Source organism: Arthrobacter sp. Y3223164, assembly GCF_059091005.1.
Genome location: NZ_JBNHGF010000036.1, coordinates 1 through 14,112 on the forward strand (window position 1 = coordinate 1; position 14,112 = coordinate 14,112).

At 67.4% G+C, this 14,112-nt stretch carries 15 protein-coding genes; 8 read left to right on the forward strand and 7 right to left on the reverse strand.

Going from position 1 to position 14,112, the window contains the following annotated elements; translation table 11 throughout:
• Positions 1-85 precede the first annotated feature (85 nt).
• From AC5RUJ_RS03885 to AC5RUJ_RS03905, 5 genes are all read right to left on the reverse strand, one after another.
• The gene (locus AC5RUJ_RS03885; RefSeq protein WP_494026087.1) at positions 86-856 is read right to left on the reverse strand and encodes an ABC transporter ATP-binding protein; all 771 of its coding nucleotides are present in this window, start codon (positions 854-856) and stop codon (positions 86-88) included.
• On the reverse strand, positions 853-1,848 hold the full coding sequence (locus AC5RUJ_RS03890) for an ABC transporter ATP-binding protein (protein WP_494001870.1): 996 nt from the start codon (positions 1,846-1,848) through the stop codon (positions 853-855). Before AC5RUJ_RS03890 ends, AC5RUJ_RS03885 begins: the two co-directional genes overlap by 4 nt.
• 74 nt (positions 1,849-1,922) lie before the next feature.
• Positions 1,923-2,903, reverse strand: coding sequence for a branched-chain amino acid ABC transporter permease (locus AC5RUJ_RS03895; protein WP_494001474.1), 981 nt, complete (start codon positions 2,901-2,903; stop codon positions 1,923-1,925).
• 11 nt (positions 2,904-2,914) lie between these two features.
• Positions 2,915-4,243 carry a branched-chain amino acid ABC transporter permease gene (locus AC5RUJ_RS03900; protein WP_494014380.1) on the reverse strand — a complete coding sequence of 443 codons (1,329 nt, stop codon included), beginning with the start codon at positions 4,241-4,243 and terminating at the stop codon, positions 2,915-2,917.
• Between the two features lie 318 nt (positions 4,244-4,561).
• Positions 4,562-4,858, reverse strand: coding sequence for a GroES family chaperonin (locus AC5RUJ_RS03905; protein ID WP_493978707.1), 297 nt, complete (start codon positions 4,856-4,858; stop codon positions 4,562-4,564).
• Between the two features lie 300 nt (positions 4,859-5,158).
• Between AC5RUJ_RS03905 and AC5RUJ_RS03910 the strand changes: the two genes are divergently transcribed.
• The 5 genes from AC5RUJ_RS03910 to AC5RUJ_RS03930 all read left to right on the forward strand — a co-directional run bounded on the left by AC5RUJ_RS03910 (position 5,159) and on the right by AC5RUJ_RS03930 (position 10,134).
• Complete coding sequence (locus tag AC5RUJ_RS03910; protein WP_494101031.1) at positions 5,159-6,001, forward strand: Bax inhibitor-1/YccA family protein; 843 nt, start codon at positions 5,159-5,161, stop codon at positions 5,999-6,001.
• Positions 6,002-6,079: 78 nt separating this feature from the next.
• Positions 6,080-7,006 (forward strand): aldose 1-epimerase family protein, encoded by a 927-nt coding sequence (locus AC5RUJ_RS03915; protein ID WP_494128024.1) that lies wholly within the window; start codon positions 6,080-6,082, stop codon positions 7,004-7,006.
• Between the two features lie 37 nt (positions 7,007-7,043).
• A complete protein-coding gene (locus AC5RUJ_RS03920; protein ID WP_494023641.1) occupies positions 7,044-8,321 on the forward strand; it encodes an AI-2E family transporter in 1,278 nt (425 codons plus the stop codon).
• Positions 8,318-9,556: a threonine ammonia-lyase gene (gene ilvA / locus AC5RUJ_RS03925; RefSeq protein WP_494001470.1), complete on the forward strand. Its 1,239-nt coding sequence runs from the start codon at positions 8,318-8,320 to the stop codon at positions 9,554-9,556. Before AC5RUJ_RS03920 ends, ilvA begins: the two co-directional genes overlap by 4 nt.
• 2 nt (positions 9,557-9,558) lie before the next feature.
• Positions 9,559-10,134 carry a rhomboid family intramembrane serine protease gene (locus AC5RUJ_RS03930; RefSeq protein WP_494014377.1) on the forward strand — a complete coding sequence of 192 codons (576 nt, stop codon included), beginning with the start codon at positions 9,559-9,561 and terminating at the stop codon, positions 10,132-10,134.
• A 94-nt stretch (positions 10,135-10,228) separates the two neighbouring features.
• Here the strand turns inward: AC5RUJ_RS03930 and greA are convergent, their stop codons facing one another.
• Together greA and AC5RUJ_RS03940 are read right to left on the reverse strand one after the other, a co-directional pair.
• Positions 10,229-10,720: a transcription elongation factor GreA gene (gene greA, locus AC5RUJ_RS03935; protein ID WP_494001468.1), complete on the reverse strand. Its 492-nt coding sequence runs from the start codon at positions 10,718-10,720 to the stop codon at positions 10,229-10,231.
• A 268-nt stretch (positions 10,721-10,988) separates the two neighbouring features.
• The gene (locus AC5RUJ_RS03940) at positions 10,989-11,438 is read right to left on the reverse strand and encodes a DUF4307 domain-containing protein (protein ID WP_494128025.1); all 450 of its coding nucleotides are present in this window, start codon (positions 11,436-11,438) and stop codon (positions 10,989-10,991) included.
• Between the two features lie 54 nt (positions 11,439-11,492).
• On the opposite strand from AC5RUJ_RS03940, the gene mca reads away from it, so the two are divergent.
• The 3 genes from mca to AC5RUJ_RS03955 form a co-directional block, all read left to right on the forward strand.
• On the forward strand, positions 11,493-12,407 hold the full coding sequence (gene mca / locus AC5RUJ_RS03945; RefSeq protein WP_494128026.1) for a mycothiol conjugate amidase Mca: 915 nt from the start codon (positions 11,493-11,495) through the stop codon (positions 12,405-12,407).
• Between the two features lie 63 nt (positions 12,408-12,470).
• On the forward strand, positions 12,471-12,824 hold the full coding sequence (locus AC5RUJ_RS03950) for a hypothetical protein (RefSeq protein WP_494128027.1): 354 nt from the start codon (positions 12,471-12,473) through the stop codon (positions 12,822-12,824).
• Positions 12,825-12,826: 2 nt separating this feature from the next.
• Positions 12,827-14,112, forward strand: a 1,286-nt coding sequence (locus AC5RUJ_RS03955; protein ID WP_494155612.1) for a thioredoxin domain-containing protein, incomplete at its 3' end; no start/stop codon positions are given.

A 14,112-nucleotide genomic window follows, 5' to 3' on the forward strand; every position in this document is an offset into this window, starting at 1 on the left:
GGGCGGCGCCCTGAGGCCAGTGGGCAAACACGAAGGCGGCGCCCGCCCCTGGGGACAGGCGCCGCCGTCGCGGTGAGGCTGGGTCTCAGGCGGTGTCCGCGAGCGTGCCCAGGTAGAGCTGGATGACCTTCGGATCCTTCAGCAGTTCGCGGCCGGTTCCGGTGTAGGCGTCCTTGCCCTGGTCCAGGACGTAGCCGCGGTCGCAGATCTGCAGGCAGCGGCGCGCGTTCTGTTCCACCATGATCACGGAAACACCGGCCCGGTTAATTTCGTGCACCCGCAGGAACGTCTCGTCCTGCTTGACCGGAGAGAGGCCGGCGGAAGGCTCGTCCAGGAGCAGCACCGCCGGGTCCATCATCAGGGCCCGTCCCATCGCCACCATTTGGCGTTCACCGCCGGAGAGCGAGCCCGCCCGCTGCGCACGGCGCTTGGCCAGTTCCGGGAAGATACCCGCCACGAAATCGAAGCGTTTCCTGAAGTCCTTGGGCCGTTGGAACATGCCCATTTCCATGTTTTCTTCGATGGTCAGCGTCGAAAAGACGTTGTTGTTCTGCGGGACGAACCCGATGCCGCGGCTGACGAGCTTGTTCGCTTTCAGCCCGGTCAGGTCCTGGCCGCGCACCACTACGGTGCCGGAATGGACCTTGACCAGGCCGAACATCGCCTTGAGCAGGGTTGACTTGCCGGCACCGTTCGGGCCGATGATGCCGATCAATTCGCCCTGGCGGGCCTCGATGCTGCAGCCGTTGAGGATATTGACGCCGGGCAGATAGCCGGCCACCAAATCCGTCACGGTGACCACCGGTTCCCCCGGCGCCACGGCTTTCGGGGTCGTTTCCATGCGGCGCGCATTCATGGCCGGTCCTTCCTTCTGGTTCCGCGGTCGGCGTTGCCTGCTTCTTCCGCGCTGGAATCCTGCTCGCTGATGTGGCGGCCCAGGACGCCCTCGGCATCCGTGCCCACGACCGACTCCGCGTCCTGCGCCAGCTCTTCCTCCAGCGCTTCGACGCCTTCGGCGTCGCCCAGGTCGACGTCGTGATGGGCGCCCAGGTACGCGTCGATCACAGCGGGATCCTTCATGACGACGCCGGGCGGACCTTCCGCCACGATCCGGCCTTCGGCCATGACCACCACCCAGTCGGCAATGTGGCGGACCATGTGCATGTCGTGTTCGACGAACAGCACGGTCATGCCCTCGGCCTTCAGGTTTCTGACATGCTCCAGCAGCGACTGCGTCAGGGCGGGATTGACGCCGGCCATCGGCTCATCGAGCATGACCAGCTTGGGCCGGACCATCAGGGCGCGGGCCATTTCCAGCAGCTTGCGCTGGCCGCCCGAGAGCGATGCCGCGTAGTCGTCCCGTTTGGTGTCGAGCTTGAACTTGGCCAGCAAGACGTCGGCCTGATCCGTGATCTCCCGTTCCTTGGGCCCCCAGATGTTCTTGAAGAGGGCCTTGAAGAGGTTCTCGCCGGACTGCCCGGTGGCACCCAGGCGCATGTTCTCCATGACGGAGAGCTTTCCCATAACCTTGGTCAACTGGAATGTGCGCACCATGCCCATGCGGGCCACCTTGTAGGACGGCACACCGGCGAGGGAATGCCCCTCGAAGGACCACTCGCCGCTCTGGGGGATATCGAACCCGGTGAGCAAATTGAACAGGGTGGTCTTGCCCGCCCCGTTGGGTCCGATCAGCGCCGTAATTTGGTGCCGCGGGATCTCGAGATATTCCACGTCCACGGCGTTGACGCCGCCGAATTGCCGGGTCACGTTTTTGGCGACGAGGATGGGATCCCGTTTCCGGCAGCCCGGGCCCGGTTCGTCGGCAGCAATGGGACGCGTGTCCGTCATGTAGTCCGTGACCGGCTGGTCTGCCTGTTCCGGGACGGCGGCGGCCCCGGCAGCGGTGGTGCGGTCTTGTTCGCTCATGTGAATGCCAGTTCTTTCTTATTGCCCAGCACGCCTTGGGGCCTGAAGATCATCAGCAGCATCAAGGCGATGCCAACAAGGATGTAGCGGAGCTGTCCTGCCTGCGTGGTTGTCAGGAAGGTGATGTAGTCCGCCTCGATGGCACCGTAGAGCAGTCCCTGGGTCAGCGAGAGGACTACCCAGAAGAGCATGGCGCCGATAACCGGGCCGAGGACGGTGGCCATGCCGCCCAGCAGCACGCAGGTCCAGAGGAAAAACGTCAGCTCCGTCTGGTAGTTGGCTGGTTGCACCGCTCCGCGGGGAAGCGTGAACACCATGCCGGCCATTGTTCCGAACAGGCCTCCGATGATGAGGGCCTGCATCTTGTACGAGTACACGTTCTTGCCCAAGGCCCGCACCGCGTTCTCGTCCTCGCGGATGCCTTTCAGGATCCGGCCCCACGGGCTGCGCATCAGCAGGAAGACCAGCAGGCAGCAGATGACCACCAGGCCCCAGCCGACGACGCGGATCCAGAGGCCGCGTTCGTTCAGGGTCACCAGGCCGAAATTGTAGGCGCCCTGCGGGAACGGGTTCAGGGCGAAGAACCCGCCTTCGAAGGCAGCCAGGCCGTTGGCCGAACCGGTGATGTCCGTCAGGTCGTTGGTGGTGACCACGTACCGGATGATCTCCGCCGCGGCGATCGTGACGATGGCCAGATAATCCGCCCGGAGCCGAAGCGTGGGGATGCCCAGCAGGAGCGCAAAAATCACCGAGCCGATCAGGGCTATCAAGACGCCGACAAAGAACGGCACGCCCCATTCGAGAGTGGGGATGGCGAAGCCGTAGGCACCGATAGCCATGAAACCGGCTTGGCCGAAGTTCAGCAGGCCGGAATAGCCGAAGTGGACGGCCAGCCCGAGTGCCGCCAGGGCGTAGGCGGCCGTCGTCGGGCTGATGATTTCGCCCAGGGCGTTGGTGAATATATTCAGGAAATCCATGGTGTTGCCTCCTAACCCACGCGCTCTCGACGGCCCAGGATGCCCTGTGGCCGGAACAGCAGGACGACGATCATGATCAGCAGGGCGCCCACGTATTTCAGGTCCGCTTCCAGCCAGAGCGTCGACAGTTCGACGAACATGCCGACGATCACCGAGCCGACCAGGGCGCCGAACACGGTGCCCAGGCCGCCGAGGATGACGCCGGCAAAGACGAGCAGCAGGATCTGCTGGCCCATGTTGAACGTGACGCCGGGGCGGTAATACGCCCAGAGGATGCCGCCCAGCGCGGCCAGCACCCCGCCGACCGTCCAGACGATGCGGATGACGCCGTCAACATCGATACCGGAGGCCGCCGCCAGCGCGGGGTTGTCCGCGACCGCCCGGGTGGCCTTGCCCAGCCGGGTCTTCAGCAACAGCATGGCAATCAGGATGATCACTATCAGGCTGACGATCAATGAGAGCAGCGTGTTGCGGCTGATCGAAATCTCGCCAAATTCCAGGATGGGGCTTCGGGCCTGCGGCAGCTGCTGCGTGGCGCCGCCGAAGTTGAACTGGATGACATAGCGGGCAGCCAGGGCCAGGCCGATGCTGATGATCATCATGGGGATCAGCCCGGTACCCCGATGACGCAGCGGCTTCCACAGCCAGGCGTCCTGTGCCCAGCCGAACGCGCCGCCCAGGACAATGGCCAACAGCATTGCCAGCCACACCGGAAGGCCGACAAGCGCGAAGCCGAACATCAGCACCGCGCCGGCGGTGACCATCTCGCCGTGCGCGAAGTTGGTGAGGCCGGTGGTGCCGTAGATAAGAGACAACCCCACCGAGGCCAGGGCCAGCAGCAGGCCGAAGCTCAGGCCCGCAATGAGGCGCTCGACGAAGATCTCCCCGAAACCGGCGCCCTGGAGCACAATGCCTTCACCGAGCGGAAAGATGGCCGCGGCGTTGGAAGTGTTCGTGAAGGTGACTTCACGCGGATTCGGCGTGCCTTCGGCGAGCTCCACTCCCTCCGGGAAGGTCGAGACGTCCACTTCGACTTGGTACGTTCCACGTTTCGGGACACCGATCGACCAAGACCCGTTTTCGCCGGTGGTCGCCTCGCCGGTGAATCCTTCGCCCGTCGCCGTGATCCGCACCCCCACGACGGGGCCGTCGGCATTGCGCAGGACGCCGCTGATCGTGTCGCGGAAGGGTTCCGCCGGCGCGGTCCCCGTCGTCGTCGCGCCGGGCGTGGGTTCAGGTGAGGTGGTCGAAGCCAGTGAGGGGGGCGCGGACAAGATAATGCCCGCGATGATCGCCAGTAAGGCGAGCAGTGTCCCCAATGGCCGAACGAGCTTCGGCATCGCGATCAAGATATGAACCTCCACAGTGGGGGGTGTGGTCCGCCGGATCACCGGCAGGCGCTGACAGCGTCTGTGACGGAAATCACGGACGTGTCGTTTATGTTACCTGCGTCACGGGCGGCGGGAAGGTGCGTTCTGTCGCGATCAGGTAACAACTGTGAAGCCGTCGTTTAGCATCGATGAAACGTATCGGCCTCTGGGAACAGGCGGGCTACCGGATGCCGGCAACCCCGCGGAAAACCAGAGGGGTCCCTGCGGGAAGCTTCAGGCAGGGCGCCCGGGAACGGCAGGAAGGGCCGCGGAATTGAAGGCAGAGATCTACAGGTAGAGCCCCGTGCCGCTGTCCGCTTCCTCGGGCTGGGAGACGGCATGGACGTCGCGCTCGCGGAGCAGGGTGTAGTCGGCGGCGTTGACTTCGACTTCCGCGCGGTCCTCGGGGTCGAAGAGCACGCGATCGCCGACCGCTACCTGGCGCACGTGCGGGCCGGCGGCGACTACCTCGGCCCACGCGAGGCGCTTGCCCATGACGGCGGTGGCCGGAATGACGATTCCCGAGGACGAACGGCGCTCGCTGCTGTCCTGGTCCGGAGCCACGAGGATGCGGTCATGGAGCATGCGCAGGGGCAGCTTGGCGCGGGCGGAGGAGCGGGGCGCGTTGGAAGGACTGCGGGACGTCACTCCAGCATTCTACCCGGGCAGGCGGGCCCGGACGCGGGGCTGCAGGCGCGTCGGCCGCGATGCTGCCGCAGGGCGGCGCTGCTGCCGACGCAGGTTTACTGCCCAGGAAGGCCGCCGGAGGGCGGCGCCGGGGCCCGACCCGGGTTCAGCGGCCGGTCAAGGAATTTTCTGCCGTGTTGTTCGTTGGGATTGGTAGTCTAAGCAATAGCTCGCCCCCTGACGATGGAGGACAACAAGATGGCAATCGGAGGAAATCCGGTTTTCAACAACCCGAAGGCGTTCCGCGGCTCGCCCGCGGGCCCTGCCGGAGCCGGCTCCGCCGTGCTCGCCGGCCAGACCCAGCTTTCCAGCCAGCAGCTGCAGGATCTGTACAACCAGCCGTCGGCGGGCCCCGCCCAGACCGGCAGGATGACCTATGACGACGTCATCCTCAAGACCCTGGCATGCCTGTCCCTGGTGGTCGTCGGCGGTGCGATCGGCTGGATGTTCCCGATCCTGCTGATTCCGGGCATGATCGCCGGCCTGGTGCTCGGGCTGGTCAACGCCTTCAAGCGGGAGCCGTCCAAGGGCCTCATCCTGGCCTACGCCGCCGCCGAGGGCCTGTTCGTCGGCGCCCTGTCCATGGTCATCGACTCGATGTACGCCGGCGTGGCCCCGCAGGCCGTGCTGGGCACCGTGTGCGTCTTCGCCGTCACGCTGGCCCTGTTCAAGAGCGGCAAGGTGCGCGCCACCCCCAAGGCCATGCGCTTCTTCATGATCGCGCTGATCGGCTACGCGCTCTTCTCGCTGGTCAACCTGGGCCTGATGTGGTTCGGCGTGCTGGACAACCAGTGGGGCATGCGCGGCGCGGTGATCCCCATCATGGGCATCGACATCCCGCTGGGTGTCATCATCGGCCTGCTGGCCATCGGCCTGGCCGCGTTCTCCCTGATCGTCGACTTCACCTCGATCGAGCAGGGCGTCCGGCAGGGCGTGGACCGCAAGTACTCCTGGACCGCCGCCTTCGGCCTGACCGTGACCCTGGTCTGGCTCTACGTGGAGATCCTGCGCCTGCTCGCCATCCTCCGCGGCGACGAGTAAGCGGCCCATCCTCACCCACCGACCCCGGCCAGTGCGCCGGGGTCGGCTGTTTAAGCGGCGACCCGCTACGGTGGAACCATGACGGGCCAGCGCAGCCGGGCAGCAACCGGCGAGCAGTTTGAACTGCGGCGTGCGGGATCGCGGGCCGTGGTCACCGAACTGGCGGGCTGCCTCCGGCTCTTCGAAAAACAGGGCGTGCAGCTGACCGAGACCTTCGGCGACGACCGCATCCCACCCTCGGCCTCGGGCATCCTGCTGGCGCCCTGGCCCAACCGGGTGGACGGAGGCCGTTGGGAACTCGACGGCGCCGTCCAGCAACTGGACATCACCGAACCGGGCCGCGGCCACGCCATCCACGGGCTGCTGCGCAACACCGGCTACCGGCTGGTCGACCGCAGCGGGTCAGCGGTGGTGCTGCAGGCAGAGATCTTCCCCCAGCACGGCTACCCCTTCCGGCTCAGCCACATTGCCGAATACTCCCTGGACCAGGTCGGCGACCTGACCGTCCGGCAGGAACTGCAAAACCTGTCCGCGGCCGCCGCACCGGTCGCACTGGGCGCGCATCCCTTCATCCGGCTCGGAGACGAACCCGCCGACCGGCTGACCTTGACCGTGCCGGCGGCGCGGTACTTTCCGACGGATCGGCACACCATGATTCCGACGGCGGATGTGCCGGTCACCGGCCAGTGCGACCTGCGCGGCGGAAGCCGGCTGGCGGAGCTGGACCTCGATCACGGCTACACCGCCCTGTCCGCCGGCCCGGGTGGCCGCGCGGTGACCACGCTCGCCTCGGAGAGCGGGTCGGCGGTCGCGCTGTGGCAGGACGAAACCTTCCCCTACGTCCATGTCCTGGTGACCACAAAATATCCGGGCCGGGACCGCGCCGTCGCGGTGGAACCGATGACGGCACCCGCCAACAGCTTCAATTCCGGCCTGGGGCTTCAATGGCTGGAGCCCGGTGCAACGGTCGGCGGGAGCTGGGGCATTACGGCGCAGCTTCACTGAACGCACGGCTGGGTCACAGTATGAAACTATTGGGTGTATGAACCGGTCCTTCCCCGAAAACCGTCCGCTGCCGGCCGGACGTTTGGCCGGAGTTGACGGCCAACACCACGTCCGCGAGGACGTTCCCTATGCGCTGCGGATCAGTGCGGCCTGGGCGTGGCGGGTGGGGTTGATCCTGGTGGTGGGCGGACTGCTGGTCTGGCTGCTCAGTTTCGTCTCGCTGCTGATCATCCCGTTGATGGTCGCGGCCCTGATCGCCGCCTTGATTTCCCCCGTCGTCCGTTTCCTGCTCAAGGCCAAGGTTCCCAAGAGCCTGGCCGTCGTCATCACCATCCTGGGCTTCCTGGGGCTGATTGGCGGGGCGCTCTCCTTGGTCGGCCGGCAGCTCTACATCGGCTTCAGCGAGCTGTGGGACCAGGTGATGCAAGGCATCGGCCAGGTCCAGGGCTGGCTGACGGACGGGCCGCTCCGCCTGACCAACGAACAACTCAACGACTACCTGAACGAAGGCCTGGACCAGCTGCAGAACAACAGCAGCGCGATCTTCTCCAGCGCCCTGAGCGTCGGGTCCACCGCCGGGCACCTGGTCACCGGACTGCTGCTGACCATCTTCGCGCTGATTTTCTTCCTTTACGACGGCGACCGGATCTGGCGTTTCATGGTCGGCCTGCTGCCCAAAAAGGCGAGGGCGGCCGGCTACGGCGCCGGCCGCCAGGGGTGGACCTCCATGGTCCACTACATCCGGGTGCAGATGTTCGTCGCTTTCGTCGACGCCGTCGGCATCGGCGCGGGCGCCGCCATCATCGGCGTGCCACTGGCACTTCCGCTGGGCGTCCTGGTATTCCTTGGCTCCTTCGTCCCGATCGTCGGCGCCCTGCTCACCGGGTTCGTCGCCGTCCTCCTGGCACTGGTGGCCAACGGCTGGGTCAACGCGCTGATCATGCTCGCCATCGTGCTGGGGGTTCAGCAGCTGGAGGGCCACGTGCTCCAGCCGCTGATCATGGGCAAGGCAGTCTCGCTGCATCCGCTGGCCGTCGTGCTGGCCGTGGCCGGCGGCTCGATGGTCGCGGGCGTCGCCGGCGCACTCTTTGCCGTCCCCCTGCTGGCGATCCTCAACGCGGTCGTGAAGTACATCGCCGCCCGCGGGTGGGAAACCGACCCGGCCCTGGGCGCGCCGCCACCGGCGGAAGAGCCCTACCGGGCGCCGGAACCGGCACTGGCTTCGCCGGGTCCCGGAAATCCGCCCGAGCCCTCAGACCGGGAACCCTCCCGCCGACGCCGCGTCCTGCTGCACAGAAAAGAGACCGACAAGTGACAGTCACCGCCCAGCTTCCCGTCACGCTCGACGATATCCAGGCCGCCCGGAAAACCCTCGACGGCATCATCGCCAAGACGCCGATCGAACAATCGCGCGCCCTGGGCCGGATGGTCGGCTCCGACGTGTTCTTCAAATGCGAGAACCTGCAGCGGGCCGGGTCGTTCAAGGTCCGGGGTGCCTACGTGCGGATGGCCGGACTGTCCGATGCGGAGAAGGCACGCGGCGTCGTGGCTGCCTCCGCCGGCAACCACGCGCAAGGCGTGGCGGTGGCGGCGGCCCGCCTGGGCATCAAGGCCCGCATTTTCATGCCGCTCGGCGTCGCCCTGCCGAAGCTGGCGGCCACCCGGGGCCACGGCGCCGAAGTGGTGTTGCACGGCCACAATGTGGACGAGGCACTCGCCGAGGCGCAGCGCTACGCGGACGAGACCGGAGCGGTCTTCGTGCATCCGTTCGACAACCCGGACATCATCGCCGGGCAGGGCACGCTGGGGCTCGAGATCCTGGAGCAGGTCCCCAACGTCGAGACCATCGTCATGGGCGTAGGCGGCGGGGGACTGCTGGCCGGCGTCGCCACGGCCGTCAAGGCCAGGGCGAAGGAGCTGGGCCGCGAGATCAGGGTAATCGGAGTGCAGGCTGAGAATGCGGCCGCCTACCCTCCCTCACTGGCCGCCGATGCGCTGGTGCCGCTGCAGAAGGTCTCCACCATGGCCGACGGCATCGCCGTCGGCCGTCCCGGGCAGTTGCCGTTCTCCATCATCCGGGAACTGGTCGACGACGTGGTCACGGTCAGCGAGGACGCCCTGGCCCGCGCACTGATCTTCCTGGTGGAACGGTCCAAGCTGGTGGTCGAACCCGCCGGTGCCGTCGGCGTCGCCGCGCTCATGGAGGGTGTCATCCCGGACCCGGGCACTACGGCGGTGATCCTCTCCGGCGGAAACATAGATCCGATGCTGATGCTGAAGGTGATCCAGCGGGGGCTGTACGCTTCCGGCCGGTTCATGTCCGTGCGGATCATGCTCGACGACCGACCCGGCTCGCTGGCCACGATCTCGCGCATCATCGCCGAATCGGACGCCAACGTCACGCGCGTGGACCATACCCGCATCGGCGGGTCCATCAGCATGGGCGATGTTGCCATCACCATCGACATCGAGACAAAGGGCCACGAGCATTGCGAACTGGTGCTCGGCAGCCTCCGCGCCGCTGGCTTCCAGCCCATCGTCGTCCACTGACCGTGGCCGCCGGAAGCCGTGGACTGCGCCCCGCCCCGGCGCTGGCCGGTGCCGGGGCACTGGCGGCACTGCTCTGGGTGGTCTTCCTGGTCAACATCTTCGCCGGCGGGTACTTCAGCCTGCTGCTGGGCATCGCGCCACGGCGGCTCGACGGGCTTGACGGTGTGGTGTTCGCGCCGCTGCTGCACGCCGACACCGGCCACCTGTTGAGCAACACGGTCCCGCTGCTGGTACTCGCGTTCCTGACGCTGCTGGAAGGAATCCGGCGGTTTTGCGTGGTGCTCGCCTGCAGCTGGCTGGCCTCCGGGCTAGGGGTCTGGCTGACCGGTGCGGGCCTGACCATCGGCGCCTCGGGCCTGGTCTTCGGGCTGTTGGCCTACTTGTTGGTACGTGGCTTCTACAATCACAGCTGGCGCCAGATCCTGCTGGCCGCGGTCATCTTTCTTTTCTACGGTTCGGTGTTGTGGGGAGTCCTGCCGACGGCGCTGCCCGGGATCTCCTGGCAGGCGCACCTGTTCGGGGCGGCCGGGGGAGTCGCCGCCGCCGTGCTGCTGCGCCGCAGGCGGGGCCTGCGCTGAACCCGTTCCCGGCGTGCGCCGGCCGACGCCTGCTGCCGCATACGCCGAAGGCGGGCTCCCGCAGGAGCCCGCCTTCGACGATGATGGTGCGTAATCAGCCGGCGTAAGGCTTGGCGGAAATGATCTCCACACTGATCTGCTTGCCGTTAGGCGCGGCATAGGTGGTGGATTCTCCCGCCCGCAGGCCGTGGATGGCCGCACCCAGCGGAGACTTTTCGCTGTACACGTCCAGTTCGGATTCGCCGGCGACCTCGCGGCTGCCCAACAGGAAGCGCTCGGTGTCGCCTGCGATCTTCGCTTCGATGACCATGCCCGGCTCCACGATGCCGTCGTCGGCGGGTGCCTCGCCCACGTGGGCGTTGCGCAGCAAGTCGGTGAGCTGACGGATCCGGGCCTCGGCCTTGCCCTGTTCTTCCTTGGCGGCGTGGTAACCGCCGTTTTCCTTGAGATCCCCCTCCGAGCGGGCCTGTTCGATGCGGTCGACAATTTCTGCCCGGCCGGGGCCCGAAAGGTGATCCAGTTCAGCCTTCAGGCGGTCGTAGGCTTCCTGAGTGAGCCAGGCGACGGGTGCGCTGGAAGTGGACACGTAGTTCTCCTTAATTGCTGCCGGTACCGCTGGAGGCGGGCCGGCACGGTGGCTCTTTGCACAAAAGGCCGCCAAGGTGGCGGCCACTCCATGCAAAGACCCCGCCGTGAAGGTGAATCATTCGTTCTGGGAGTTCCCAGTTCACCGGGGGGCGGGGCAATGTATTTGCTCAATTGTAGTCAGCCGCCGCCGGTTTTCCCAATAACTCGATGGCAAAAGAACCGCGGCAGCCTGGAAAGGCACGCCGCGGGTGCGCCCGGCGGGAGGGTCAGCCGCCGGTGCCGGCGGGCCAGCAGCTGTCCACGCCGCCGGAAACGGCCAGGGATTCGGTCCGGAGCTGGACGCGGTGCGCCGTGGTCTGGGCGGTAGCCCCTTCGGCGGCGGGCCCGATCGTGGCGACCTTCCAGCCGACGACGGCGTAGTTCTCACTGAGGGCCTGAACGGCGCACTGGACGGTGGCCTCGGGATCCTTGGTGACTTGGAAGTCCACGGTGATGTGGCCGGCATCGGCCACGGCAAAGCCAACGTCCTTGCTCTCGATCTGCGGCCCGTCCTGGCCCAGGGCAAAGAAACCGGCGCCGATGATGGCCACGCCCAAAGCCCCGCCGGCCAGTGCCAGTTTGCTGCGGCGGGACAGCGTCCGCCGCGGTGTGCCGTAACGTTCGGAAACCGTTAAGCTGGGGGGAGTCTGAGGGGTTCGGGGGCCGGAGGTGCTCACGCCCTCAAGTTTAGCTTCCCACCCACCCACGCAAGATTTCCCAGGAGCAGCCACGTGAGCTTCGATGCAGCCCAGCGGGCGCAGAGTGAGGGACTGCGCCTGCTGGCGGTCCACGCCCATCCGGACGACGAATCCAGCAAGGGCGCCGCGTCCATGGCGCGTTATGCCGCCGAAGGCGTCCAGGTGCTCGTCGCCACCTGCACCGGCGGTGAACGCGGAGACATCCTCAACGCGGAGGCCGCGTCCGATCCGCAGGCGCACCGGGACCTGGCCGGTTTGCGGCGGGTGGAGATGGCCCGGGCGGCGGCGGAGCTGGGCGTGCAGCATCGCTGGCTGGGGTTCGCAGATTCGGGCCTGCCGGAAGGGGATCCGCTGCCGCCGCTGCCGTTCGGCAGCTTCGCCACCCAGCCCCTCGAGCGGGCGGCGGCTCCGCTGGTGAGGCTGGTCCGCGAGTTCCGCCCGCATGTGGTGATCAGCTACGACGAGAACGGCGGCTACCCGCACCCGGACCACATCATGGCCCACAAGGTGGCGGTGGAGGCCTACCACGCTGCCGGTGATCCGGAGCGCTACCCGGACGCGGGCAGTCCCTGGGAGCCGCTCAAGCTTTACTATGACCGCGCGTTCAACCCGGAACGGTTCCGGGCACTGCACTACGCCCTGGAGGAAGCCGGGCTGCAGTCGCCCTACGCCGCACGCCTCGCGGCGTGGCTGGAGGCCGACGCCGAGGGGCATCAGCCGCCGATGCCGAACCACCGCACCACCACGCAGATCGACTGCGGCGACTTTTTCCGCCACCGCGACCGCGCGCTGCTAGCGCATCGAACCCAGGTGGAGCCCACCGGGTTCTTCTTCGCGGTCTCCGAGGAGATGCAGCGGACCGTCTGGCCGTGGGAGGATTTCTCGCTGATCCACGCCCGGGTGGAGACCAGCGTGCCGGAAACGGATTTTTTTGCGGGCATAAGATAGACCTTGCAGCCAACCAGCACCGGAGCCGAATTTTCCGGGACGCAGCCAGAAAGAGACTGAAACTTGCCCCTGATCCAGATCCTTGCCGCCGTCGCCGCCGGTGCCGGCGAACCCAGTCTCCGGCCCGGCCTGGACGCTGACCAGGTTTCGCCCGGCCCCTGGGGCTTCTTCTTCACCTTCGGCCTCGCGGCCGTGGTGGTTTTCCTGATCTGGGACATGAGCCGGCGCATCCGGCGGGTGCGCTACCGCGCCCAGGTGGAGGAGAGCGGCGGCCAGGATTCGACCGCGGCCGGGCCTGAAGCGTCCAGGCAGGCGGGCCCCGCCGGCGGGGGCGGGTACGCCGACGGCAGCGGCACCGAAACGGGGAGCACTAACGAACGCAGCGGCCGCTCGGGCCGCCCGGACCGCCGGGAGTAACCATGGCCGGCAGACTGCGCTCGGAGGCTTCGGCCTACTTGCGCCAGCATGCCGGGAACCCGGTGGACTGGTGGCCGTTCGGTGACCAGGCCTTTGAACAGGCACGTCTGCGCGACGTGCCTGTTTTCGTTTCGGTCGGCTATGCGGCGTGCCACTGGTGCCATGTGATGGCCGGTGAGTCCTTCGAGGACGAGGCCACGGCCCGGTACCTGAACGAGCATTTCATTCCGGTCAAGGTGGACCGGGAGGAACGCCCGGACGTGGACAACGTCTACATGGCGGCCACGCAGCTGATGACCGGCCAGGGCGGCTGGCCGATGAGCGTCTTTACCCTGCCCGACGGCCGGGCCTTCTACGCCGGCACCTACTTCCCGCCGCAGCCGCTGCCGAACCAGCCATCCTTCCGCCAGGTGCTCCAGGCGGTCCATGAAGCCTGGGAGCAGCGCCGGGACGCCGTTGAAACCACTGCCGCCTCGCTGGCCGAGGCCCTCGCGCAGGCGGGGGAAGCCAACCGTGAGCTCCTCGGGGACCTCACTCAGGGGCCTGACGACGCCGCCGATCGGTCGCGCGATCCGGGGCAGGGACCCGTGCAGGTGTCCACCGGCGGCTGGGGTGCGGGCCGCCCGGTCCTCGAGCAGGCCGTCGAGGTCCTGGCGCGGCAGGAGGACACCGTCTTCGGCGGGTTTGGCGCGGCACCCAAATTTCCGCCGTCGGCCGTGCTGCACTTCCTGCTCCGGCATGCCGCGGCCTCGCGGTCCGACACGGCGGGCCAGGCCGCCGCACTATCGTCCCGGACGCTGCAGGCCATGGCCGGGTCCGCGTTGTACGACCAGGTGGAGGGCGGCTTTGCCCGCTACGCGGTGGACCGTCAGTGGTCCGTGCCGCACTTCGAAAAAATGCTCTACGACAATGTCCAGCTGCTGCGCGTGTATGCGCAATGGGCCTTCCAGTCTTCGGCCCGGGCCGAGAGGGACCTGGGGCGCGCGGTCACGGCCGGCACGGCGGACTGGATGGTGGGCCGGCTGCGGTTGGCGCACGGCGGGTTTGCGTCCTCGCTCGACGCCGACACCGTCGTCGACGGTGTCCACCACGAAGGCGCAACCTACCTGTGGTCCCCGGCAGAGCTGCGGGAGCTGCTCGGCGCCGACGACGGCGGCTGGGTTGCCTCCGTGATGGGCGTGCGCGAGCGGGGCAACGTCACCGCCACCGGCTCGACCTTGCACCCGGGACGACTGCTGGAACCGGACGAGCGGCGGCGGTGGGAAGGGCTGCGTCCGGTGCTGCTGGC